Genomic DNA, 22,435 nt, shown 5'->3' with positions numbered 1-22,435 from the left:
TGATGGACGCATCGCAAGACCAGTTCGCGATCCGCGTCCGCGACCTCGTGGTCGGCTTCGGCCGCCAGACCGTGCTCGACCATCTGTCGCTCGACGTCCGCCGCGGCGAGATCCTCGGGCTGGTGGGGGCGTCCGGTGGCGGCAAGTCGGTCCTGATGCGGACCATCATCGGCCTGATTCCGCGCCGGGGCGGGACCATCGAAGTCATGGGACAACCCACCGGCGGTCACGGTCGAGGCGCAGCCACGATTTGGGGCATCCTGTTCCAGCAGGGTGCGCTGTTCTCCTCGCTGACGGTTCGCCAGAACGTCCAGTTTCCCTTGCGCGAAAACCTCGTCCTGTCGCAGGAGCTGATGGACGAGATCGCGATCGCCAAGCTCGAAATGGTCGGCTTGCGCGCCCAGGACGCGGACAAATATCCGGCGGAACTGTCCGGCGGCATGACCAAGCGCGTGGCGCTGGCGCGTGCGCTCGCGCTCGATCCGCCGATCCTGTTCCTGGACGAGCCGACCTCCGGCCTCGATCCGATCGCCGCAGGCGATTTCGATGCTCTGATCAAGACGCTGCAAAAGACCCTGGGGCTGACCGTGTTCATGGTGACGCACGATCTGGCGAGCCTGACCACGGTCTGCGACCGCGTCGCCGCGCTGGCCGACGGCAAGATCGTGGCGATCGGCCCGATGCGCGAATTGCTGCAATCCGAGCATCCCTGGGTGCGCGCTTATTTCCACGGCAAGCGCTCGCAGATGCTGCAACACGAGATGAGATGAGACATGGAAACCCGCGCTCCCTACGTGCTGATCGGCGGCTTCGTGCTGGCCGCGATCCTTGCGGTGTTTGGCTTCGTCTACTGGCTGAACAACACCGGCGGCATCGGCCCGCGCACGAACTACCATGTGCAATTCCAGGGGCCGGTCCCAGGCCTCCTGGTCGGCGCCGGCGTGCTGTTCAACGGCATCCGCGTCGGTGAGGTGACCCAGCTCGGGCTCGCGGCCGATAACCCGCGCTTCGTCAATGCGACGATCTCGGTTGCGACCACCACGCCGGTCCGTTCCGACACCAAGGTCGGCCTCGAATTCCAGGGCCTCACCGGCGTGCCGGTGGTGACGTTGGAGGGCGGCGTGATCGTCGCCAAATCCGGCGAGCCGCTGACCCTGATCGCGGAGGCCGGCGCCGGCCAGAGCATGACTCAGGCGGCGCGGGATGCGCTGCGGCGGGTCGATACGGTGCTCGAGGATAATTCCGGCCCGCTGAAGGACACCATCGCCAATCTCAAGACGTTCTCCGACGGGCTCGCGCGCAACACCGGCAAGATCGACGGCATTCTGGCGGGCCTCGAGAAGATGACCGGGGGCGGCGCTCCCGCGCAGAAAGTCACCTACGACCTCCACACGCCGCCAAGCCTTGGGCCGGCCGGCAAGACGCTCTCCGCGTCGCTGGCCATCCCCGAGCCGAGCGCGGTCGCAATGCTGCAGACCCAGCGCATGCTGTTCGCGCCCGTCGGGGACAGGCCGGGCTTTGCGGACTTCCTCTGGGCCGACAGCATTCCGAAATTGGTGCAGGCGCGGCTGATCGACAGTTTTGAGAATTACGACATCGCCCACGCCCCGCTACGCACGACCGACTTCGGTCAGGCGGATTATCAGCTTCTGATCGACATCCGGCGCTTTCGCATCGTCACGGAGGGCGAGGCGAAGGTCGAGATCGGACTGTCGGCGCGGATCGTCGACAAGAACGGCAAGGTGGTTGCCTCGCGCCTGGTCGAGACCAGCGAGAAGCTCGACAAGGTCGAGCCGGCCGCTGCGGTCGCCGCCTTCGATGCGGCCTTTGCCCGCATCGCCAAGGAGCTGATCGGCTGGACCGTGCAGGCGGTGTGACGCCGTCTATTCCAGCGTCTTCAGGTAGGACAGAAGGTCGTGGATCTGGTCCGGGCTGAGCTCGAAGGCCGGCATGTCGGCGTGACCGGTGTAGATCCCTTCGGCCAGCGCCTCACCGAGGCTCTCGATCGGGTAACGCCGATGCAGGGTGCGCAACGGGGGCGCGCCCTCGAGCGGGCTGCGCGAGGCGCGGTCGATGGCGTGGCAGCGCGCGCAATTGGCCCTTGCAAAGGCCTTGCCGCGCTGTTCGGCGGTCGGGGCCGCCAGCGCAGGTGTCATCAGAAGCAGCCCAATCAGGCCGTGACGCAAAGCGCCTTGCAGCATGGAAGAAATCCCGTCGAACTCTGGAAGCAGAATAAGACGGGGATGCCACCCAAATTTGATCTGAGTCAATTGGCTTTGGCGCAGTGCAGTAAAATGCCGCCGCGTGGTGGACTCTGCCGGGGGGGCGGAGCTGGACCGACGCTGGGAGCGGTGGATGAAGCCTTCCGTGGTCACGATTGAGCCGAACGGGCATTTCTGCGCCGATTGCGCCGTGCGCGGAGCGGCGGTTTGTTCGTCGCTGGATGCAGCCGAGCTCAGGGAGTTCGAGCATCTCGGACGCCGCGTTCATTTTGACGCGGGCGAGACCGTGTTTTCCGAGGAGGACATCACGACCTCGTTCTACAACGTCCTCGAGGGCGTCATGCGGCTGTACAAGCTGCTGCCCGACGGCCGGCGGCAGATCGTCGGCTTCGCCTTGCCCGGCGATTTCCTGGGGATGAACATATCCGGCCGGCACAATTTTTCCGCCGATGCGATCGGCGTGGTGACCGTGTGCCAGTTCGCCAAAGCGCCTTTCGGCCGTTTCATCGAAGACCGGCCGCTCCTGCTGAGGCGAATCAACGAGCTGGCCATTCGCGAGCTGAGCCAGGCACGCGATCATATGGTGTTGCTCGGCCGCCGCTCGGCCGACGAGAAGGTCGCAACCTTCCTGCTCGGCTGGCGCGACCGGCTGGTCGCGCGCAGGGGCCTGTCCGACACGGTTCCGCTTCCGATGAGCCGTCAGGACATCGCCGACTATCTCGGCCTGACCATCGAAACCGTCAGTCGCACCTTCACGAAGCTGGAGCGCCACGGCGTGATCGAGATCATTCATGGCGGCATCAGCCTGCTCGATCCCGCGCGCGCCGAGGCGCTGGCCGCAGCTTGACGGTCCGTCCGGGATGTCCCGCCATTTTTGATCTCGATCAATGACGTCGGCCGGCTGCAGCAAATAATGCCCCGAACACTCTGGGAGGAGCAAGATGCCCGCTGATGCGTTGCTGGTGACCATTGTCGTCGTCGCGATCTTCGTCGCATTCGCCGCAGCTCTGGCTTGGGCAGACCAACAAACCAGCTCCGGCCGGCTCGACCCGGATTCCAAGCACTGAAGCTCCCGAACTCGTAGTCCGCTCAGACCTGCCAACAGGCCGAGGCGCGTCCGGCCGGCCCGGCTGCTCGCCAGCGTGTTAACGCAAGCGCGGCTGCGCTGCCTGCAACTCTGCAGCGATCAAAACGCATCGGCGCATCCTTCGGATGCGGGCCCCAGCTCGACCGCGGCTTTTTCGCGGCATTTGCCTTAAATCGCGCGCGTGCTTTCCGGTTGAAAAGCCTGATAACGTTGACTACGCAGGAACCTCAGTGCCTCGCAGTCTTAGGAGCCCAGTGGCGTGCCTCAGGACAAGACCGGCGACCCCCGACAGTCGGCGGGCAACAAACTATCGGTCCTGCGCAAGCACCCGATCTTCGCGGATCTGGAGCCGGAGGCGCTCGATCAGCTCTGCCGCTACGCCAAGCACGCCAGCGTGAGGCGCGGTGCGACGATCGCCGCCAAGGGCGATCCCGGCAACAATCTGTTCGCAGTGATCTCGGGGACCGTGAAGATCTCCTCCTCGTCGCCGGATGGCCGGAACGCCATTCTCAATCTGATCGGTCCCGGAGAGATCTTTGGCGAGATCGCGGTACTCGACGGCGCTCCCAGGTCGGCCGACGCCACCGCCAACACCAATTGCGAGCTCTACATCATCGATCGCCGGGACTTCCTGCCGTTCGTGAAGAGCCAGCCGGCGCTGGCGATGAAGTTCATCGAACTGCTCTGCGCGCGTCTGCGCTGGACCAGCCAGCAGGTCGAGCAGGTGATCCTCCAGAATCTGCCGGGCCGGCTGGCGAGCGCGCTGCTCGGTCTCACCGAGGAGCGCAAGTTCGATTCCGGCAGCGGCACGCTCGCCATCACGCAGCAGGAGATCAGCGAGATGGTGGGGATGACGCGGGAGAGCATCAACAAGCAATTGCGCGCCTGGGCCGGCCGCAACTGGGTTCGTCTCGAGCACGGCGCCATCGTCGTGCTGGACACCGATGCGCTGCGTGAACTCGCCGAGAGCGGCCTCGTCGGCGAGTGATGCCTCAGAGCTGATCGTCGACGATGGCGACCGCGCGGGTCCAGCCCGCCGAGGCGCGTTCGATCTTCACCGGAAAGCATGAGACCGTGAATCCGGTCGAGGGCAGTTGGTCGAGATTGTGCAGCTTCTCGAGATGGCAATAGCCGATGTGCCGTCCCGCCTTGTGGCCTTCCCAGATCAGGCCGGCATCCTTCGTCTCGGCATATCTCTTCGCGGTGTACACGAACGGCGCGTCCCAGCTCCAGCCGTCGGTGCCGGTCAGCCGCACGCCGCGTTCGAGCAGGTACATGGTGGCTTCATAGCCCATGCCGCAGCCGGAATTGACGTATTCTGCCTTGCCGAATTTCGCGCCGGCGCTGGTGTTGACGACGACGATCTCGAGCGGCGACAGCTTGTGCCCGATCCGCTTCAGCTCCTTCTCGACGTCGTCGGCGCTCGCCACATAGCCGTCGGGCAGATGCCGGAAGTCGAGCTTCACGCCCGGCTGAAAGCACCATTCCAGCGGGACCTCGTCGATCGTCCATGACCGTTCGCCGCGGTTCATGGTCGGGTGGAAGTGCCAGGGCGCATCGAGATGCGTGCCGTTGTGGGTCGACAGCGAGACCTGCTCGACGGCCCAGCCCTGGCCGTCCGGCAGATCCTGGGCTTTCAGTCCGTCGAAGAACTGCAGCATGCGGGGCAGGCCCTGCTGGTGATCGATATACTGGATGGTCGGATGGTTGCCTGGCGGATCGGCCGTCACGTCGTTTCTGAGCGGCACCGAGATATCGATCAGCTTCCGCGGCATGGGCATTCCTTCGCGATGATCCGCTGTTTCGGCCATCTTGCGGGGCCTCGATTGCACCCGTCAAGTCACGTGCCGGCGACGCCGGCCGGCCAGCCATCCCGCCATAATGCGAATTGCGTCGGAAATTGATCGATGCAAGTGTTGCATCGATCGATGCCGGATTTGGCTTGGACAGAGAATGCCGCCCGCCCTAGGGACGACATTGGCGCTTGACTTCACGTCTGAGGTGGAGCGACCCAAGGCGGCTCGCAGCACTTGCCGACAACGACATAATCAACCCCGGAGGAAGCCCAGATGAAGACACTCACCGGTATCATCACAGCCGTCGCACTGGCGGTCTCAGCGCCCCTGGCGACCGCGCGCGATTTCCGCTCCGCCGACATCCACCCCGCCGATTATCCGACGGTCGAAGCCGTCAAGTTCATGGGCAAGCAGCTCGCGACGGCGAGCGGCGGCAAGCTCGGCGTGAAGGTGTTTCCCAACGGCGCCCTCGGCTCCGAGAAGGACACGATCGAGCAGCTCAAGATCGGTGCGCTCGACATGATGCGGATCAACGCATCGCCGCTCAACAATTTCGTGCCCGAGACCATCGCCCTGTGCCTGCCCTTCGTGTTCCGCGACACCCAGCACATGCGCACCGTGCTCGATGGGCCGATCGGCGATGAGATCCTGGCCGCCATGGAGCCCGCGGGCCTGGTCGGGCTCGCCTATTACGACAGCGGCGCCCGGTCCATCTACACCGTCAAGGCACCCGTCAAATCGCTCGCCGACCTCAAGGGCCTGAAGATTCGCGTCCAGCAATCCGATTTGTGGGTCGGCATGATCCAGAGCCTGGGGGCCAACCCGACGCCGATGCCGTATGGCGAGGTCTATACCGCGCTGAAGACCGGCCTCGTCGATGCGGCCGAGAACAACTGGCCGTCCTACGAGTCCTCCCGCCATTTCGAGGCGGCCAAGTTCTACAACATCACGGAGCACTCCCTCGCGCCCGAGGTTCTCGTGATGTCGAAGAAGGTCTGGGACACTCTGAGCAAGGAGGACCAGGCCATGGTCCGCAAGGCGGCCAAGGAATCCGTGCCCGTCATGCGCAAGCTCTGGGACGAGCGTGAGCAGGCCTCCCGCAAGACCGTCGAAGCGGCCGGCGTTCAGGTCGTGACGATCGCCAACAAGCAGGAGTTCGTCGATGCGATGAAGCCGGTGTACCAGAAGTTCGCCGGCGACGAGAAGCTGCAGGGCCTCGTCAAGCGTATCCAGGACACCAAGTAAGAACATCGGGGCGGGTCCGGCGTCGCCGTGAGGGTGACGCCGGACCCTCGCAAGGGGAGACGCGGGATGACGGACCCACACGTCGCAGATCACGAGCATGACGCGGTCACCGCACGCCCGTCGACCGGCTTGCTGTCACGGATCAATGCACCTGTCGCGCGCCTCGGCATGTATCTGTCCGTGACGGGACTGCTCGTCATCGTCACCATCGTTTTCTATCAGGTGTTCGGGCGTTATGTGCTCAATTCCAGCCCGACCTGGACCGAGAACCTTGCGCTGGTGCTGATCCTCTATGTCACGTTGATCGGCGCCGCCGTCGGCGTGCGCGATGCCGGACACATCGGCATGGACAGTCTGCTGGTGATGCTCCCGGATCATGCGCGCGAGAAGATCGAGATCGTGATCCACGTGCTGGTCGCCATGTTCGGCATTGCGATGGCCTATAATGGCTGGATCCTCGGCGCGTCGGTCGGCACCGTAAAAATCCCCAATCTTGGACTGCCTGAGGTGATCCGCTACGTGCCGCTGATCGCCTCCGGCGTCCTGATCGTCTCCTTCTCCATCGAACACATCATTGCTCTCCTGCGCGGCGAAGAGGTCGTCCCCTCATGGAACTGATCATCCTCGGCGCCACCTTCTTCGGCTTCCTGATCCTCGGCGTCCCCGTCGCCTTCGCGATCGGCCTCTCGGCGATCTGCACCATCCTCTACGAGGGCCTGCCGGTCGCCGTCATCTTCCAGCAGATGATGTCGGGGATGAACATCTTCTCGTTCCTGGCCATCCCGTTCTTCGTCTTCAGCGGTGAGCTGATGCTGCATGGCGGCGTCGCCGACAAGATCGTGCAGCTCGCCAAGAATCTCGTCGGGCACATCCGCGGCGGGCTCGGCATGTCGAACGTCGTCGCCTGCACGCTGTTCGGCGGCGTCTCCGGCTCGCCCGTGGCGGACGTGTCGGCGATGGGCGCGGTGATGATCCCCATGATGAAAAAGGAAGGGTTCGACACCGACTACGCCGTCAACGTCACCACCCATGCCTCGCTGGTCGGGGCCTTGATGCCGACCAGTCACAACATGATCATTTATGCCCTGGCCGCCGGCGGCAAGGTCTCGATCGGCGCGCTGATCGCCGCAGGCCTCTTGCCGGCGCTCGTGCTGATGGTTTGCATGCTGGCCGCCGCCTATGCGGTCGCGGTGAAGCGCGGTTATCCCGCCGGCAAATTCCCCGGCTGGGCCGAAGTGTTCCGCTCCTTCGCGGCCGCGCTGCCGGGCCTGCTGATCGTCGGCATCATCCTGGCGGGCATCCTGTCGGGCGTCTTCACGGCGACGGAATCCGCAGCCGTGGCGGTGACCTACACCATCCTGCTGACGTTCTTCATCTATCGCACCATGACGCTGCCGAACTTCCTGCGCGCCGCCGCCAAAGCTGTGAAGACGACGGGCGTGGTGCTGTTGCTGATCGGCGTCTCCACCATGTTCCAGTATCTGATGGGGCTCTATGAAGTTGCCGACTTTGCCGGCGACCTGATGAGCAAGGTGTCCTCGCAGCCCTGGATCATCTTCCTGCTGATCAACGTCATCCTGTTCGTGCTCGGCACCTTCATGGACATGGCCGCGACCATCCTGATCTGCACGCCGATCTTCCTGCCGATCGCGATGAAGGCGGGCATGGATCCGGTGCAGTTCGGCATGCTGATGCTGATCAACTGCGCCCTCGGGCTGAACACGCCCCCGGTCGGAACCACGCAGTTCGTGGGCTGCGCCATCGGCGGCATCTCGGTGGGCGCGGTGATGCGCACCATCCTGCCGTTCTACGCTGCGCTGATCGCAGCTCTGATGTTTGTGACCTATGTCCCCGCATTCTCGCTGTGGCTGCCGCGCCTGCTGATGGGCTACAAGGGCTAGCAGCTACAGGGAGAAGCTATCAGTGACGGACTATCGCAAGCTCTTCGATCTCACCGGCAAGACGGCCGTGGTGCTCGGCGCCGCATCAGGCATCGGCAAATCGTCGGCTGAGGCGCTGGCCGGGCTCGGGGCCCGTGTCGTCTGCGCCGATCGCGCGCTTGACGCCGCAGAGGCAACCGCCGCCGGCATTCGCGACAAGGGCGGCTGGGCCGAAGCCGCGAGCTGCGACGCCGCGAGCGTCGCGGACGTCAACGCGCTCGCCAAGACGGTGATGCAGAAGTTTTCACGGCTCGACATCGCCGTGACGACGCCCGGCCTCAACATCCGCAAGACCATCCTCGACTACACCGAGGAGGATCTCGATCGCGTCCTGAGCCTCAACGTCAAGGGCACCGTCTTCTTCTTCCAGGCCTTCGGCCGCATCATGGTGGCGCAGAAGGGCGGCAGCATCATTGCCTGCTCCTCGGTGCGCGCCGTGACCATCGAGCCGGGCCTCGGCGTCTACGGCTCGACCAAGGCGGCGATCGGCCTCCTGGTGAAGGGCTTCGCCTCCGAGGTCGGCCATGCCGGCGTCCGCGTCAACGCCATCGCGCCGAGCATCGCCGAGACCGCGCTGACCGGTCCGTTCAAGCAGCGGCCCGACATCTACAATCTCTATGCCGGCCACACCGTGTTCAACCGCTGGAGCAGCGCCGACGAGGTCGCGACCGCGGTCGCCTATCTCGCTTCGGACGCCGCGAGCTATGTCAGCGGCAGCACGCTGTTCGTGGACGGCGGCTGGACCGCCGTCGACGGTCCGCCGACCGGTCTCACCCAGTTGCACAAATAGGCGGCCGTCTAGCCGACGAAGCCCGCACTCTGGCGCAGCTCTCTGTGATCTGCGCCAGTCAGCAGCGCGATCAGCGCGGCGGCCTCCGTCGGATGTGCGGCCCGCGTGGCCACGCCGGCGGTGTACATCGTCACGAGCTCGGATCCCGGCGGCAGCGATCCCGAGAGCACGAGGCCGTCGGTCGCGATGATCTCGGTCGCCTGTGTGCAGCCAATCGGCCGCGACGCAGTCGAATTCGCTAGTTCCCGCATCGCCGTCGCGCCGTTCGGAAAGATCTTGAGGCGCGAGGCGACCTCATAGGCGATGCCCAAACGGTCCAGCACTTTTGCAACGTGCTGCCCTGCGGTCGAGGCCTTGGTGTCTGGGACGTAGATCGCGTCGGCACTGCGCAACACGTCTCGCAAATCGGCTTCGGTCCTTACCGTCACCTTGGGATCGCGGCTGCGGACTGCCAGGGCGGTCTCGACCCGGCCGACATCCGTGATCGAGGAGGGGACAACGAGCTTCTCCTCGGCAAGTTTCGCAAGGAGAGCCTGTGTCAGGATTACGAGATCGGCAGCCGTTCCCGCGCGCAGCTTGTCGGCCATGATGCCGACCGCACCGAACTCGCCGTCGATGCCGAACCCGGTCTGCGCCTTGAAGGCCTCGGCGAGGCCGCGCACCAGGCCTTGCGCCGCGCCGCCGCTCAGGATGGTCAGTGTCGTCAAGATGCACGCTCCATGGCTGCAATGATCCTGTCGCGCGTGATCGGCAGGTCGCGCACGCGCACGCCGAGACAATCGTAAACTGCATTGGCGATTGCCGCCGTCACCGGGCCGTGCGCGGCTTCGCCGGCGCCGACCGGCTCGATCTCCGGCCGCTGAATCACCTCGACGTCCACCGCCGGGACTTCGCTGAAGGTCAGGATCGGATAGTCCGTCCAGGAGGTCGAGGTGATGCGGGTCCGGTCGAACCGGACGCGCTCCTTCAAAACCCAGCTGGTGGCCTGGATTGCGCCCCCCTCGATCTGGTTGATGACGCCGTCTGGATTGACGGCCTCGCCGACATCGACGGCAAGCGTCAGCCGCTTCACGCGGATGTTGTCGGCGCCCTCGATCTCGGCAATCGCCGCGCAATAGGCACCTATGTTCTTGTAGCGGGCAAAGCCGACGCCGTGACCAATGCCGGGTCGTTTTTGCGGCTTCCAACCGGCACGGCGCGCCGCGGCGCTGATGACATCGCGCGCCCGTTCGTCGCGCAGATGCCGCAAGCGAAAAGCGATCGGATCTTCGCTGCGCAAGGCGGCGATCTCGTCGAGCAGGGACTCGATGGCGAAGACGTTGCCTTGTCCGCCCAGCGTCCGCAGCGCCGAGGTCCGCACCGGCATGGTCAGCAGCCGGTGGCTGGTGATCGTCCAGCCGGGAAAATCATAGAGCGGAACGGAGTTGCGGTCGGCGCCGCCGCCATTGGCCGCCGGCGGGTTGGTCGAGATCATGCGCGGGTAGGGATTTGTGATCTCGCTCGCCGCAAGCAGTGCCGGCTGCGCCGCGCGTCCTGGCCGCGCCGCATGGCCGTTGCTCCAGATCGTATGGCGCCAGCCAGAGATCTCGCTGTCGGCGTCGAGATCGGCCTCGACCTCGATGGCCATCGCCGCACCAAACGGCGCGTGGGACATCTCGTCGTGGCGCGACCACTGCACCCGCACCGGGCGGCCATCGGCCGCTTTCGCCAGCAACACGGCATCGAGCGCGACGTCATCGGCGGCGTTGTGTCCGTAACAGCCGGCGCCCTCCATGTGTTCGACGATGATGCTCTCGGCCGGCAGCTTGAGCACGATCGCGAGGTCGGCGCGGAGCAGATAGACACCCTGGCTGTGCGTCCAGACATGGACGCGGTCACCGTCCCATTGCGCCACGGCACAGGAGGGCGCGATCGAAGCATGTGCGATGTAAGGGCGGGTATATTGCCGGCGGAGCATCTGGGCGGGCTTGCGGGCCGATTCCACCCCCCTGCTGTCGATGACGGTGGTCTCGACCGGCTGGCTCCTCAGGAAGCCCGCGAGATCGTCTTCATCGGGCAGCGGCTCGCCCGCGGACCATTTCGCGCCCTTGCGCAAGGCCTTGAGCGCCGTTTCCGCCGCCGCCTCGGTGTCGGCGACCACGCCGGCAAAGCCGCCGTCACGGACGATCGCAACGCGGCCGGGGATCGCGCGCACAGCGGTCTCGTCGAGTGCGGCCAATTTGACGCCCGACATCTCCGGCCGCAGCACGCGACCGTGCGCCAGTCCCGGCAGTGCGAGGTCGTGGATGAAGCGCGGCCGCGCGAACACCTTGTCGGGAATGTCGATGCGCTGGACCGAATGCCCGGCGACAACGCGCTTGGCAATGCTCTTCGCTGTCGAGTCGGCGGTGGCGTTGTGGTCGAGCGAGACATCGCCAGCCAGTTCCCAATAGCTTGTTCTGACGTTGCCCGGTCCCGAGATGGTGCCGTCATCGACATCGAGCTGCGACGCCTCCACGCCGAGACGTTCGGATGCCGCGCGAAGGAAGCGCTGGCGCACCTCGGCGCAGATATGGCGGAGCGCGCGGCCGGATTGCTGGATTGATAGACTGCCCGAGGTGACGCCTTCATTCGGGCTGCTTGTCGTCGAGGCGCGGATCATCTCGATCCTGCCGATATCGACGTCGAGCTCGTCCGCCGCGATCTGCGCCAGCGCCGTGACGATGCCTTGACCGATCTCGACCTTGCCGGGCGAGATCGCCACACGGCCGTCATCGGTGAATCGCACCCATGACGATAATTTTGGATTGGCCGCGAGGCTGACCGGCAGTTTCGGGGCAGGAGATGGCATGCTCATGACGCCGCCATCTCCGCCGCCGCACGCAGCACGGCGCGGACCATGCGGTTGTGCGATCCGCACCGGCACAGATTGCGATCTAGTGCGGCTCTGACCTCGGCCTCCGTCGGGGACGGATTGCGTTTCAGGAGCGCAGCCGCGCTGATCAGAATTCCGGATACGCAATAGCCGCACTGCATTGCCTGTTCGGAGATGAAGGCGCGCTGCAGCGGCTGTGGTTGCTCTGCCGTGCCGAGGCCCTCTACCGTGACGACATCCTTGTCCGCGACCGACCACAACGGCATGTCGCAGGAGGCCATCGCGCGATCGCCGACCATCACGTAACAGGCGCCACACTCGCCAGCGCCGCAGCCGAAATGCGCACTGGTGAGGCCGAGCCGGCTGCGCAGCACATCGAGCAGAGTCTGGTCGGGGTCGGCATCGACGGCCGTCGCCGCACCGTTGAGGCGGAATTGAATGGTCGGCATGATCGCTCTGAGGCCTCAGGACTTGTCGAATTTCTTGACCACGTCGGCCCATTTCTCGATGTCGCCGCGCAGGAATTTGTCGAACTGCTCGGGTGTCATCGACATGGGCACGGCGCCTTGTTCCGTCCAGAGCTTTACGATGTCCGGCCGCTTCACCATCGCGGCAACGGCTGCATTGACCTTGTCGATGATGGGCTTCGGCGTGCCCGCCGGTGCCATCAGGCCGAGCCAGATCGTCGCCTCATAGCCGGGAACGCCCGCTTCGATCGCGGTCGGCACATTCGGCAGCACGGCCGAGCGTTGCTTGCCCGTGGTGGCGAGCGCGCGCACCTGGTTCTCGGCGACGTTCGGCGCCATCGCCGGCACCGCGTCGATCATCATCTGAACCTGTCCGCCGATCACGCCGCTGCGGGCCTCACCGCTGTTGCGATAGGGCACATGGACGACGTCGATGCCGGCCATGGCTTTGAACAGCTCGCCGGCCATATGGTAGGGCGTGCCCTGCCCGGAGGAGGCGTAGTTCAGCTTGCCCGGTTGCGCCTTGGCGAGTGCGATGAACTCGGCCAGCGTCTTTGCCGGAACTTGCGGGTTCACCACGATGACGAGATCGGAATAGTTCACCGGCGCGATCGGCGCGAGGTCGCGCATCAATTCGTATTTGCGCTTGTCCGGCGTCAGCAGCGATTCATTGGCGGTCTGGGTGTTGGACATCATCAGCAGCGTGTAGCCGTCGGCCGGCGACTTCGCCGCCTCGATCGTGCCGATGACGCCGCCGGCGCCCGTGCGGTTCTCGACCACGAAGGGCTGGCCGAAGCTCTCCTGCAGCACATTGCCGATCAGCCGAGCCGCGACGTCAGCCGGCCCGCCGGCACCGAATGGCACGACGATCCGGACCGCGCGGGTGGGATAATCCTGGGCGAATGAGGGGGCAGTCGGGACGACGGCGAGCAGGCCGGCAGCCAACGCCAGCATGAAGCTTCGGGCAACCATGCCCACCTCCCTGATGTCGTTCTTGTTGCCCGGCACTCTAGCGGCGGGGAATGCGAACTGTCGACGCCTTACAGGGCCAATCGGGAGGGGAATATCCGGCGGCTTTCGGTGTGGCTGCGCCGCTTTTCGCGGTCGCAGCAGGAACTGCCGGCCCGTGCGGCTTGAGCAAATCGCATGGGCGCTGCCGGATAAATGCCCTCGGCTGGCCGGTATTTTGGTGTTACGAATTGGGTCATGAACCAGCACGCCAAAATCGAAATCCGCCATTCGACCTGTCCGCACGATTGCCCGTCGGCCTGTGCCCTCGATGTCGAGGTGGTCGAGAGCCGCAGCATCGGCCGTGTCCGCGGTTCGAAAAAGCAGACCTACACGGCCGGCGTCGTTTGCGCCAAGGTCGCGCGCTATGCCGAGCGCATCCATCACCCCGAGCGGGTGACGTACCCGATGCGCCGCACGGGTCCGAAGGGCTCCGGGCAGTTCGCGCGGATTTCCTGGGACGAGGCGCTGGACGAGATCGGGCATCGCTTCAACGCGGCCGAGCGCGAGTTCGGCGCGGAATCGATCTGGCCCTATTACTACGCCGGCACGATGGGTCTTGTGATGCGCGACGGGCTCAACCGCCTCACGCACGTAAAGAGATATTCGCGCTTCTATCAGACCATCTGTGCCAACGTTGCGCGCATCGGCTTCGCCATTGGCACCGGCAAGATCGCCGGCGCCGATCCGCGCGAGATGGCGCAGTCCGATCTCGTCGTGATCTGGGGCACCAATCCCGTCAACACCCAGGTCAACGTGATGACGCACGCCTCCCGTGCGCGCAAGGAGCGCGGCGCCAGAATCGCGGCGGTCGACATCTACGACAACGACACCATGAAGCAGGCTGACATCAAGATCATCCTGCGGCCCGGCACCGACGGCGCGTTTGCCTGCGGCGTCATGCATGTCCTGTTCCGCGACGGCCATGCCGACCGCGCCTATATGGACAAATACACCGACTGCCCTGCCGAGCTCGAGGCGCATCTGAAGACGCGCACACCGGAATGGGCGTCCGCGATTTGCGGCGTGCCGGTGGCGGAGATCGAAGCCTTCGCGAAAGCGGTGGGCGAGACCAAGCGCACCTTCTTCCGCTTTGGCTACGGTTTTACGCGCAGCCGCAATGGTGCCACCCAGATGCACGCGGCCAATTGCATTCCCGCGGTGACGGGCGCCTGGCAATATGAAGGCGGCGGCGCCTTCTTCAACAATTACGCGCTGTGGCATTTCAACGAATCCATCATCGAGGGCCACGACGCCATCGACCCGGGCATTCGCGCGCTCGACCAGTCGAAGATCGGCCGTATCCTCACCGGCGATGCCGAGGCCTTGCACGGCAAGGGGCCGGTCAAGGCGATGCTGATCCAGAACACTAATCCGATGACGGTGGCGCCGGAGCAGGCGCTGGTGCGGCAGGGCTTTGCGCGCGAGGATCTGTTCGTCGCCGTGCACGAGCAGTTCATGACCGAGACGGCCGAGATGGCCGACATCGTGCTGCCCGCGACCATGTTCATGGAACATGACGACCTCTATTACGGCGGTGGCCACCAGCACATCTCGGTCGGGCCGAAGCTGATCGATGCGCCCGGCGAATGCCGTTCCAACCACGAGGTCCTGCAGGGGCTCGCGCCGCGGCTTGGCGCAAAGCACCCGGGTTTCGAGATGACGCCGCGCGAATTGATCGATGCGACGTTGAAGCTGAGCAATCACGGCGACATCGGCGGCCTCGAAGCCGACATCTGGCGCGACCTGCAACCGGACTTCCGCACATCCCACTATCTCGACGGCTTCGCCCATGTCGACGGGAAATTCCATTTCAGGGCCGATTGGGCGCATCCGCCGTTCGGCGTGACGATGGGCGATGTCGACAAGATGCCGTCCTTGCCGGATCATTGGGCGGTGATCGAGCAAATTGATCAGGCTCACCCGTTCCGGCTCGCGACCAGCCCCTCGCGCAGCTTCCTCAACACCACCTTCAACGAGACGCCGTCCTCGCAGGAACGCGAAGGCAAGGCGAGCGTGATGATCCATCCCCTGGATGCCGCCGCGCTCGACATTGCCGATGGCGATGCGGTGACGCTGGGCAACACCCGCGGCGAAACCACGCTGATCGCGACGCTGTTCGACGGCGTGCGGCGCGGCGTGCTGATCGCGGAGTCCGTTCACCCCAACAAGAACCATATCGGCGGCCGCGGCATCAACATGCTGACGGGAGCCGAAACCGTCGCGCCGATCGGCGGGGCCGCATTCCATGACAACAAGGTCTGGATCAGGAAGGCCAGGACGGTTTAGGGCACGCACTCCGTGACGCCGTAGCCTGCGAACTCCTTCGCAATGTTCGGGTTCATGGACTTCGCTTGGGCGAGATCGGTGGCGCCGTCACCGCCGCTCTTGCGGGCGGCGATGCCCCGGCCGAACAGCGACGATGACGAGCGCGGGTTGCGCTGGATCGCGTCGGTGTAGTCCTTGATCGCCTCGTTGGTCCGGCCGAGCTTGAGGTTGACGAGCCCGCGGCTGTCGAGCGCATCGCTCAATCCGGGATTGATCTGCAGCGCCAGATTGCAGTCGCCGAGCGCGCCCTGCAGGTCGCCGGTTGCAGCGCGCGTCCAGCAGCGATTGTTGAGCGCCTCGGCATCTCCGGGATTCCTGCGGATCACAAGGTCGAAATCCTGCGTGGCGAGCGCATAGGCGCGCTTGATCGCATAGACCTGGCCGCGCTTGTAGCGCGAGACGATGTCATTTGCGTTCGCCGCGATCTTGCGACTGAGATCGGCGATGACCGGATCCCTGGCGAGATCGTCGGCGCTCGAGGGACGCTCTGCCTGGGGCGCTTCGCAGACCGGCTTCTGCGGCTCAGGTTTCTGAGGCTCGGGCTTCGTCGCGGCCGGATCGGCCTTGTTGTCGGACGGCCGGGGCACCGAGCCTGCGAACGAGAATTCCGTGGTCAGCGAGGACGACAGCCAGGGCACCTGTTCCCGCTTGGTCGCGGCGACCACGCCGTTCTTGGTGTTGGTCAGGGCCTGCTCGGCGCTGATGTTCGGCGCGCGCATCTCGCGAAGCAGCTCGGCGACGAACAGGCCGTGATCGGTCTTGCCGCCGGCCGCGACCGCGCCGAGCGCGGCGGAGTAGAGCACGAGCGAATTGCTCGGAGCGATGGCCGGCGCAAGGCCCGCCGAATAACGGCGGAAGCGCCGCTCGAACGGGTTGCGGCGCGAGGCGTCGATCAGCGCGATCTTGATCGCGGCGCCGCGCGTGTTCATCTCGGCGAGCATGGCATCGAGGCTGAAGCCGTCGCGCGCCACGTCAGGCTCGGTCCAGATCTGCGCGTCGACGGGAAGCAAATAGGTCTGCCGGTTGGATTGGATAGCAAAGCCGTCGAAGAAGACCAGCGCCACCGCGCCGCGTTCGATGCGCGCGTAGAAGCGATCCAGCACCTGCCGCATGGTGTCGCCGGTGAGATTGCTCTGCCGGTCGACGACGAAGCCCTCGCGCTTCAATTCTTCAGCGACGTCCTGGGCGTCGTTGGCGACGTCGTTCAGCACGAACTCGTTGTCGGGATATTTCGCATTGCCGATCACCAGCGCGAGTTTCGCGGCATCAGCGGCGCGGCTTGCGGAGCCTGCGCCCGATGCGAGCAGTCCTGCCAGCAACAACATCATCGCGGCGCGCATGAAATGGCTCATTGGTGATCAAAATCTCCAGTCAGGATAGCGGCCGTCACCCGTAATTCAATCGCCAAGCGAATTTGCGCCCACACGCTATGGTGACACAGCGTTGCAGATTGCCCTTGCGCGCGCCGCCCGTCCTGCCGCAAATGGCTGCAAAACGGAAGGCAAGGAAGCGAGCGGACCATGACCGACACCACGGCAATCGTCACCGAGAAGCGCGGGCCGGCGTTCTGGATCACCATCAACCGGCCGGAAAAACGCAACGCATTGAACGGCGAGGTCATCGCCGGCATCACCAAGGGCTATCGCGACGCGCATGACGACAAGGACGTCCGCGTCATCGTGCTGACGGGCGCGGGCGACAAGGCGTTCTGCGCGGGCGCCGATCTGCAGAATTCCGGCGCCGCTTTCGCGATGGACCATTCCAAACCAAATGTCGACTATGCCGATCTGTTACGTTTGTCACAGAACGCCACCAAGCCCGCGATCGCGCGGGTCGGCGGGGTCTGCATGGCCGGCGGCATGGGCCTGCTCTGCATGACCGACATGGCGGTTGCGGCCGATCACGTCGTGTTCGGCCTGCCGGAGGTCAAGGTCGGTGTGTTCCCGATGCAGGTGCTGAGCCTGCTGCAGTCGATCGCACCGCCGCGCCTCGTCAACGAATGGGCGCTCACCGGCGAGCCGTTCGACGCCAAGGCGGCGCAGGCTGCCGGTCTCCTCAATTACGTCGTGCCCACGGCCGAGCTCAATGCCAAGGTCGACTGGCTGATCGGCCGTATCGTCGACAAATCGCCGACCGCGATCCGCCGCGGCAAATACGCCATGCGCGCCATCGCCTCGATGTCGTTCGACGAGAGCATCGCCTACACCGAAAGCCAGATCGCGCTGCTCGCGATGACCGAGGACGCCAAGGAAGGCCTGAAGGCGTTCAGCGAGAAGCGGAAGCCGGTCTGGACGGGACGGTGAGGGCCGGGGACCGCTCTCGTGTCCCGGACGAAGCGCAGCGCCTCTTCGGCGATGCGCTGCAGAGCCGGGACAGCAGCTCAGCCCGCGTTCGCCTTCAGCCCCGCCGCCTGGATACCCGCCACCGCGCAGGCCTCGTCATTGTCGGAGGTGTCGCCGGAGACGCCGACGGCGCCAAGGAGCGTCGCGCCGTCCATGATCAGCACGCCGCCGGGCACCGGCACCAAAGCGCCTTTGGCAATCGTGTTCACGGCGTCGATGAAATAGGCCTGCTCCTGCGCGCGTTGGAACAGCGCGCGTGAGCCCATGCCCATGGCGAGCGCGCCGTAGGCCTTGCCGTGCGCGATCTCGGCCCGCATCAGGCTGGTGCCGTCCTGCGCCGCGGCGATCTTGAGCACGCCGCGCGCGTCCAGGATGGTGACGACCAGCGGCTTCAGCTTCAGCTCGGTGGACTTTGCGAAGGCGGCGTCGAGGATCTTGCGGGCGGTGTCGAGGGTAAGGTCAGCCATGGCTGGGCTCCTTTGCAGCGGTTGAGGTGGAATTGGGTTCGGCGCGATCGAGGCTCATCGCCAGCACGCGCGCGACGTGAAGCGCCTCGCGCCCCGTGCCGTCGTGGATCTGGTGGCGGCAGGAGGTGCCGTCGGCGACGACCAGCGTATTCTCGCCTGCGCGCCGCACGGCGGGCAGCAGCGACAGTTCGGCCATCTCGATCGAGGCATCATAGGTGTCGGCGCCATAACCGAAGGCGCCGGCCATGCCGCAGCAGCTCGACTCGATGGTCTCGACCTCGAGGCCGGGGACGAGGCGCAGCACCTGTTCGACCGGCTTGAAGGCGCCGAAGGATTTTTGATGGCAATGGCCGTGCACCACGGCCTTGTCGGCGACGCTGCCGAGCGGCAGTTGCAGCCGGCCGGCTTCGGCCTCGCGCACCAGAAATTCCTCGAAGGTCAGCGCATGGGCGCCGACCGCCTTGGCGTCATCATCCCTACGCAGCGAGGCGAGCTCGTCACGCAGCGTCAAGAGGCAGCTCGGCTCGAGACCGACGATCGCGACGCCGCGGGCGGCAAAGGGCGCGAAAGAGGCGACGAGCCGGTCGAGCTCGGACCTGGCTTCATCGACGAGCCCTGCGGACAGGAAGGTGCGGCCGCAGCACAGCGGGCGGCTGCCCTTGGCCGACTTCGGCATGTGAACGCGATAGCCGCCGGCCGCGAGCACGCGCAGCGCCGCGTCGAGGTTCTCGCGCTCGTAGATGCGATTGAACGTGTCGGCGAACAGCACGACCTCGCGTCCGTTCTCCGGCCCGACCGCGTCCGCCGGCGGCACGAACACGTCGCTGCGGAAGGCGGGGAGTGCCCGGCGCGCGCTGATGCCGGCAAAGCGTTCGAACAGCTTTCGCAGCAGCGGGCTGCGGTTGCGCAAATTCGCCAGCGGCGCGAAGCGCGCGGCGAGGCCGGCATAGCGCGGGATATAGCCCACCAGGCGGTCGCGCAGCGTCAGTCCGTGAGAGGCCGCGCGCGCGGCGAGCACTTCGATCTTCATCTTTGCCATGTCGACGCCGGTCGGGCATTCATGGCGGCAGGCCTTGCAGGAGACGCAGAGCTTCAGCGTCTCCATCATCTCGTCGGAAGACAGCGCATCGGGCCCGAGCTGGCCGGAGATCGCAAGGCGCAGCGTGTTGGCGCGCCCGCGGGTGACGTCCTTCTCGTTGCGCGTGGCGCGATAGGACGGGCACATCACGCCGCCCTCGAGCTTGCGGCAGGCGCCGTTGTTGTTGCACATCTCGACCGCGCCCTGGAAACCGCCGCCGGCGCCGGGATAGGCAGACCAGTCGAGTTTTGTCTTCAACTCACCGACGCGATAGTCCGGCTTGAAGCGAAACAGCGAGCGGTCGTCCATCCTGGGCGCATCGACGATCTTGCCGGGATTGAGCACGCCCTCGGGATCGAAGCGCTGCTTCACTTCCTTGAAGTCCGCGACGAGGCGCTCGCCGAACATCGTCTCATGGAATTCGGAGCGCACCAGGCCGTCGCCATGCTCGCCGGAATGCGAGCCCTTGTATTCGCGCACCAGCGCGAAAGCCTCCTCGGCGATGGCGCGCATCGCCTTGACGTCCTTCTCCAGCTTCAAATTCAGCACGGGCCGTACATGCAGGCAACCCTCGGAGGCGTGCGCATACATGGTGCCGCTGGTGCCGTGTTTGGCAAACACCTCGTTCAGGCGCTGCGTGTAGTCGGCCAAATGCGGCAGCGGCACCGCGCAGTCCTCGACGAAGGAGACCGGCTTGCCCTCCTGCTTCATCGACATCATGACGTTGAGGCCGGCAGCGCGGAAATCGGCGATGCCGCTCTGCAGCGCGGGCTCGGTGATCTCGACCACGCCGCCCCATTTGCGCGTGTCGTTGGTCCAGCCGAAGCCGAGATCGCCCATCAATTCGCCGAGCTGCTTCAGGCGCGCCAGATTGTCGGCCTGGTTCTCCTCGGCGAATTCCACGACGAGCACGGCGTCCGGATCGCCCTTGATCGCGGCGTTGATGATCGGCTTGAACATCGCGATGTCGCGGCCGAGCGCGATCATGGTGCGGTCGACCAGCTCGACCGCGATCGGCTTCAGCTTGACCAGATGCTGGGCCGCGTCCATCGCCTCGTAGAAACTGCCGAAATGGCAGACGCCGAGCGCCTTGTTGCGGATCACAGGCCACAGCTTCAGCTCGACCTTGGTGGTGAAGGCGAGGGTGCCCTCGGAGCCGACCAGAAGATGCGCCATGTTGTTGCGCGCGTTGCGCGGCGTGAGCGCATCGAGATTGTAGCCGCCGACCCGGCGCTGCACCTTCGGAAAGCGCGTCGCGATCTCTTCGGCCTCGCGGGACCCGAGATCGAGCATGTCGCGGAACAGGGCGCGTGCGCTGTCGCTCGCATCGAGATCGGAGAGGTCGCGCGAGACCTCGCCAAAACGGCTCAGCGTGCCGTCGGCGAGCGAAGCTTCCATCGACAGCGTGTTGTCGCGCATGGTGCCGTGGCGAAGCGAGCGGCCGCCGCAGGAATTGTTGCCGGCCATGCCGCCGATGGTGGCGCGGGAAGCCGTGGAGACGTCGACCGGAAACCACAGGCCGTGCTTTTTCAGTTGCCGGTTGAGATCGTCGAGCACGATGCCGGGCTCCACCACGCAGGTGCGGCCCTCGACGTCGAGCGACAGGATGCGGTTGAGGTGTTTTGAGAGATCGACCACGAGCCCGTCATTGACGGTCTGGCCGCATTGCGAGGTGCCGCCGCCGCGCGGGGTGACCTTCAGCCCCGCGTCGCGGGCAATCGCCAGCGCCCGCAGGGCCTCCTCCATGGTCCTGGGCACGACCACGCCCGACGGCACGATCTGGTAGAACGAGGCGTCGGTGGCGTAGCGGCCGCGGCTGAAGGGGTCGAACAGGACGTCGCCGGTCAATTCCGACCGCAGGCGCCGTTCGAGTGAGGAGGCGTTTGTCATCCCTGATCCCGGACTAATCCAGTAAGGCTCAGCTTTGCTGAGTTATTCATTATCGTCCCTGATCGAACATATTATGAATTCAAAATGAGCAAGCCGGCCGCCCTTAAGACGCCGCCGGCGCATCCTCTTGAGGCTCGGTCAGATGCTCGATCGCGGCCGTCCGCTTGTTGCGCAGGTGCTGGAACAGGATGTCGCTGAGCTCGCTGGCGGCGCGGCGACGCAGCGCATCGAGGATGGCCTCGTGCTCGCGCATCGCCTCCGCCCAGCGTTGCCGCTTGCGGGCAAAATTGGCGGAGTAGCGGACGCGGCGAATTCTCCCCGCGAAATTGGCGTAGGCGGTCTTCAGCGTCTCGTTGCGCGCGGCCGCGACGATGCTCTCGTGGATGCGCTGGTTGGTCTGGAAATAGCCGTGCATGTCGCGGTGCAGGTAGTGGCCGTACATCTCGTAATGCAATTGCTCGATCGCGACGATTTCCGCATCCGTAATGGCCTCGCAGGCGAGCCGTCCGGCAAGGCTCTCCAGTCCCGCCATGACGTCGAACAGCTCCTCGATGTCGCGCTGGCTGAGCTGGCGCACCCGTGCGCCGCGGTTCGGCAGAAGCTCGATCAGCCCCTCGGCCGCAAGCACTTTCAGCGCCTCGCGCAGCGGCGTGCGGGAGATGCCGAGCATCTCGCAGAGTTGCCGCTCGGGAACGCGGGCTCCTTCCGGGATGTTGCCCTCGACCACGTAGTCGCGCAGCCGCAGCAGGATCTCGCCATGGAGCGAGGCCTCGGGACGGTTTTCCTGGCGGTCGCCGCCATCTGCGCCGGGCGGCGCGATCGGAACCCCGGTGTCGGGAATCGTGGATTTCATTTGCAGCACAATAGTTTGCCCGTTTGGTCGCGTCGACGTCCGAAATCGAATACCAAATTTCGATTGAA

General features: G+C 65.3%; 21 protein-coding genes. 11 read left to right on the top strand and 10 right to left on the bottom strand.

Annotated elements, in window-relative coordinates; translation table 11 throughout:
* Window positions 1-2 precede the first annotated feature (2 nt).
* Window positions 3-770, top strand: coding sequence for an ABC transporter ATP-binding protein (locus tag XH83_RS25460; protein WP_194403444.1), 768 nt, complete (start codon window positions 3-5; stop codon window positions 768-770).
* A gap of 3 nt (window positions 771-773) precedes the next feature.
* Entirely contained in the window at window positions 774-1,877 is a 1,104-nt protein-coding gene (locus XH83_RS25455; protein WP_194403443.1) for an ABC-type transport auxiliary lipoprotein family protein, read from the top strand.
* A gap of 6 nt (window positions 1,878-1,883) precedes the next feature.
* On the opposite strand, the gene XH83_RS25450 is transcribed toward XH83_RS25455, so the two are convergent.
* Complete coding sequence (locus XH83_RS25450) at window positions 1,884-2,201, bottom strand: cytochrome c (RefSeq protein ID WP_194403442.1); 318 nt, start codon at window positions 2,199-2,201, stop codon at window positions 1,884-1,886.
* A 154-nt stretch (window positions 2,202-2,355) separates the two neighbouring features.
* Here XH83_RS25450 and XH83_RS25445 point away from each other — a divergent pair, with 154 nt between their 5' ends.
* The 3 genes from XH83_RS25445 to XH83_RS25440 all read left to right on the top strand — a co-directional run bounded on the left by XH83_RS25445 (window position 2,356) and on the right by XH83_RS25440 (window position 4,297).
* Window positions 2,356-3,069 (top strand): helix-turn-helix domain-containing protein, encoded by a 714-nt coding sequence (locus XH83_RS25445; RefSeq protein ID WP_194403441.1) that lies wholly within the window; start codon window positions 2,356-2,358, stop codon window positions 3,067-3,069.
* Between the two features lie 94 nt (window positions 3,070-3,163).
* A complete protein-coding gene (locus XH83_RS40245) occupies window positions 3,164-3,289 on the top strand; it encodes a hypothetical protein (protein ID WP_256438852.1) in 126 nt (41 codons plus the stop codon).
* Between the two features lie 279 nt (window positions 3,290-3,568).
* Complete coding sequence (locus XH83_RS25440; protein WP_194403440.1) at window positions 3,569-4,297, top strand: Crp/Fnr family transcriptional regulator; 729 nt, start codon at window positions 3,569-3,571, stop codon at window positions 4,295-4,297.
* Between the two features lie 4 nt (window positions 4,298-4,301).
* Here the strand turns inward: XH83_RS25440 and XH83_RS25435 are convergent, their stop codons facing one another.
* Complete coding sequence (locus XH83_RS25435) at window positions 4,302-5,084, bottom strand: cyclase family protein (protein WP_194403439.1); 783 nt, start codon at window positions 5,082-5,084, stop codon at window positions 4,302-4,304.
* A 294-nt stretch (window positions 5,085-5,378) separates the two neighbouring features.
* Here XH83_RS25435 and XH83_RS25430 point away from each other — a divergent pair, with 294 nt between their 5' ends.
* The 4 genes from XH83_RS25430 (at window position 5,379) to XH83_RS25415 (ending at window position 9,080) form a co-directional block, all read left to right on the top strand.
* Window positions 5,379-6,350, top strand: a complete 972-nt coding sequence (locus XH83_RS25430; protein WP_194403438.1) for a TRAP transporter substrate-binding protein — start codon at window positions 5,379-5,381, stop codon at window positions 6,348-6,350.
* Window positions 6,351-6,416: 66 nt separating this feature from the next.
* Entirely contained in the window at window positions 6,417-6,968 is a 552-nt protein-coding gene (locus XH83_RS25425; protein WP_194403437.1) for a TRAP transporter small permease, read from the top strand.
* Complete coding sequence (locus tag XH83_RS25420) at window positions 6,959-8,251, top strand: TRAP transporter large permease (RefSeq protein ID WP_194403436.1); 1,293 nt, start codon at window positions 6,959-6,961, stop codon at window positions 8,249-8,251. The genes XH83_RS25425 and XH83_RS25420 overlap by 10 nt, the downstream gene beginning before the upstream one ends.
* A 22-nt stretch (window positions 8,252-8,273) precedes the next feature.
* Window positions 8,274-9,080, top strand: coding sequence for an SDR family NAD(P)-dependent oxidoreductase (locus tag XH83_RS25415; RefSeq protein ID WP_194403435.1), 807 nt, complete (start codon window positions 8,274-8,276; stop codon window positions 9,078-9,080).
* Window positions 9,081-9,088: 8 nt separating this feature from the next.
* On the opposite strand, the gene XH83_RS25410 is transcribed toward XH83_RS25415, so the two are convergent.
* Genes XH83_RS25410 through XH83_RS25395 form a run of 4 tightly spaced genes read right to left on the bottom strand, consistent with a single transcriptional unit; the run spans window position 9,089 to window position 13,373 of the window.
* Window positions 9,089-9,787: a substrate-binding domain-containing protein gene (locus tag XH83_RS25410; RefSeq protein WP_194403434.1), complete on the bottom strand. Its 699-nt coding sequence runs from the start codon at window positions 9,785-9,787 to the stop codon at window positions 9,089-9,091.
* The gene (locus XH83_RS25405; protein WP_194408397.1) at window positions 9,784-11,910 is read right to left on the bottom strand and encodes a molybdopterin cofactor-binding domain-containing protein; all 2,127 of its coding nucleotides are present in this window, start codon (window positions 11,908-11,910) and stop codon (window positions 9,784-9,786) included. The genes XH83_RS25410 and XH83_RS25405 overlap by 4 nt, the downstream gene beginning before the upstream one ends.
* Window positions 11,911-11,912: 2 nt before the next feature.
* Window positions 11,913-12,383: a (2Fe-2S)-binding protein gene (locus XH83_RS25400; RefSeq protein WP_194403433.1), complete on the bottom strand. Its 471-nt coding sequence runs from the start codon at window positions 12,381-12,383 to the stop codon at window positions 11,913-11,915.
* A gap of 15 nt (window positions 12,384-12,398) precedes the next feature.
* Entirely contained in the window at window positions 12,399-13,373 is a 975-nt protein-coding gene (locus tag XH83_RS25395; RefSeq protein ID WP_194403432.1) for a tripartite tricarboxylate transporter substrate binding protein, read from the bottom strand.
* A gap of 234 nt (window positions 13,374-13,607) precedes the next feature.
* Here XH83_RS25395 and XH83_RS25390 point away from each other — a divergent pair, with 234 nt between their 5' ends.
* The gene (locus tag XH83_RS25390) at window positions 13,608-15,698 is read left to right on the top strand and encodes a molybdopterin oxidoreductase family protein (protein WP_194403431.1); all 2,091 of its coding nucleotides are present in this window, start codon (window positions 13,608-13,610) and stop codon (window positions 15,696-15,698) included.
* Here the strand turns inward: XH83_RS25390 and XH83_RS25385 are convergent.
* The gene (locus tag XH83_RS25385; protein WP_194403430.1) at window positions 15,695-17,089 is read right to left on the bottom strand and encodes a caspase family protein; all 1,395 of its coding nucleotides are present in this window, start codon (window positions 17,087-17,089) and stop codon (window positions 15,695-15,697) included. The genes XH83_RS25390 and XH83_RS25385 overlap by 4 nt on opposite strands.
* 168 nt (window positions 17,090-17,257) lie before the next feature.
* Here XH83_RS25385 and XH83_RS25380 point away from each other — a divergent pair, with 168 nt between their 5' ends.
* Window positions 17,258-18,040 carry an enoyl-CoA hydratase/isomerase family protein gene (locus XH83_RS25380; protein WP_194403429.1) on the top strand — a complete coding sequence of 261 codons (783 nt, stop codon included), beginning with the start codon at window positions 17,258-17,260 and terminating at the stop codon, window positions 18,038-18,040.
* A 77-nt stretch (window positions 18,041-18,117) separates the two neighbouring features.
* Here the strand turns inward: XH83_RS25380 and XH83_RS25375 are convergent, their stop codons facing one another.
* The 3 genes from XH83_RS25375 to XH83_RS25365 all read right to left on the bottom strand — a co-directional run bounded on the left by XH83_RS25375 (window position 18,118) and on the right by XH83_RS25365 (window position 22,367).
* On the bottom strand, window positions 18,118-18,546 hold the full coding sequence (locus XH83_RS25375; protein WP_063688197.1) for a heme-binding protein: 429 nt from the start codon (window positions 18,544-18,546) through the stop codon (window positions 18,118-18,120).
* A complete protein-coding gene (locus tag XH83_RS25370; RefSeq protein ID WP_194403428.1) occupies window positions 18,539-21,514 on the bottom strand; it encodes an FAD-binding and (Fe-S)-binding domain-containing protein in 2,976 nt (991 codons plus the stop codon). The genes XH83_RS25375 and XH83_RS25370 overlap by 8 nt, the downstream gene beginning before the upstream one ends.
* Window positions 21,515-21,617: 103 nt before the next feature.
* A complete protein-coding gene (locus XH83_RS25365) occupies window positions 21,618-22,367 on the bottom strand; it encodes a GntR family transcriptional regulator (RefSeq protein WP_194403427.1) in 750 nt (249 codons plus the stop codon).
* Between the last annotated feature and the right edge of the window lie 68 nt (window positions 22,368-22,435).

The sequence above is a fragment of the Bradyrhizobium sp. CCBAU 53351 genome, assembly GCF_015291745.1.
GTDB lineage: Bacteria > Pseudomonadota > Alphaproteobacteria > Rhizobiales > Xanthobacteraceae > Bradyrhizobium.
Note: the sequence above shows the minus strand (reverse complement) of the source record. Positions and strands in the feature narration are given on the sequence as shown.

Excerpts from the sequence above, each read along its gene's own strand:
- XH83_RS25375 (WP_063688197.1), bottom strand. The coding sequence starts at position 18,546 with ATGGCTGACCTTACCCTCGACACCGCCCGCAAGATCCTCGACGCCGCC.
- XH83_RS25365 (WP_194403427.1), bottom strand. The coding sequence starts at position 22,367 with ATGAAATCCACGATTCCCGACACCGGGGTTCCGATCGCGCCGCCCGGC.
- XH83_RS25430 (WP_194403438.1), top strand. The coding sequence starts at position 5,379 with ATGAAGACACTCACCGGTATCATCACAGCCGTCGCACTGGCGGTCTCA.
- XH83_RS25380 (WP_194403429.1), top strand. The coding sequence starts at position 17,258 with ATGACCGACACCACGGCAATCGTCACCGAGAAGCGCGGGCCGGCGTTC.
- XH83_RS25450 (WP_194403442.1), bottom strand. The coding sequence starts at position 2,201 with ATGCTGCAAGGCGCTTTGCGTCACGGCCTGATTGGGCTGCTTCTGATG.
- XH83_RS25390 (WP_194403431.1), top strand. The coding sequence starts at position 13,608 with ATGAACCAGCACGCCAAAATCGAAATCCGCCATTCGACCTGTCCGCAC.
- XH83_RS25405 (WP_194408397.1), bottom strand. The coding sequence starts at position 11,910 with ATGCCATCTCCTGCCCCGAAACTGCCGGTCAGCCTCGCGGCCAATCCA.
- XH83_RS25420 (WP_194403436.1), top strand. The coding sequence starts at position 6,959 with ATGGAACTGATCATCCTCGGCGCCACCTTCTTCGGCTTCCTGATCCTC.
- XH83_RS25400 (WP_194403433.1), bottom strand. The coding sequence starts at position 12,383 with ATGCCGACCATTCAATTCCGCCTCAACGGTGCGGCGACGGCCGTCGAT.
- XH83_RS25370 (WP_194403428.1), bottom strand. The coding sequence starts at position 21,514 with ATGACAAACGCCTCCTCACTCGAACGGCGCCTGCGGTCGGAATTGACC.
- XH83_RS25385 (WP_194403430.1), bottom strand. The coding sequence starts at position 17,089 with ATGAGCCATTTCATGCGCGCCGCGATGATGTTGTTGCTGGCAGGACTG.
- XH83_RS25445 (WP_194403441.1), top strand. The coding sequence starts at position 2,356 with ATGAAGCCTTCCGTGGTCACGATTGAGCCGAACGGGCATTTCTGCGCC.
- XH83_RS40245 (WP_256438852.1), top strand. The coding sequence starts at position 3,164 with ATGCCCGCTGATGCGTTGCTGGTGACCATTGTCGTCGTCGCGATCTTC.
- XH83_RS25395 (WP_194403432.1), bottom strand. The coding sequence starts at position 13,373 with ATGGTTGCCCGAAGCTTCATGCTGGCGTTGGCTGCCGGCCTGCTCGCC.
- XH83_RS25435 (WP_194403439.1), bottom strand. The coding sequence starts at position 5,084 with ATGCCGCGGAAGCTGATCGATATCTCGGTGCCGCTCAGAAACGACGTG.
- XH83_RS25460 (WP_194403444.1), top strand. The coding sequence starts at position 3 with ATGGACGCATCGCAAGACCAGTTCGCGATCCGCGTCCGCGACCTCGTG.
- XH83_RS25455 (WP_194403443.1), top strand. The coding sequence starts at position 774 with ATGGAAACCCGCGCTCCCTACGTGCTGATCGGCGGCTTCGTGCTGGCC.
- XH83_RS25425 (WP_194403437.1), top strand. The coding sequence starts at position 6,417 with ATGACGGACCCACACGTCGCAGATCACGAGCATGACGCGGTCACCGCA.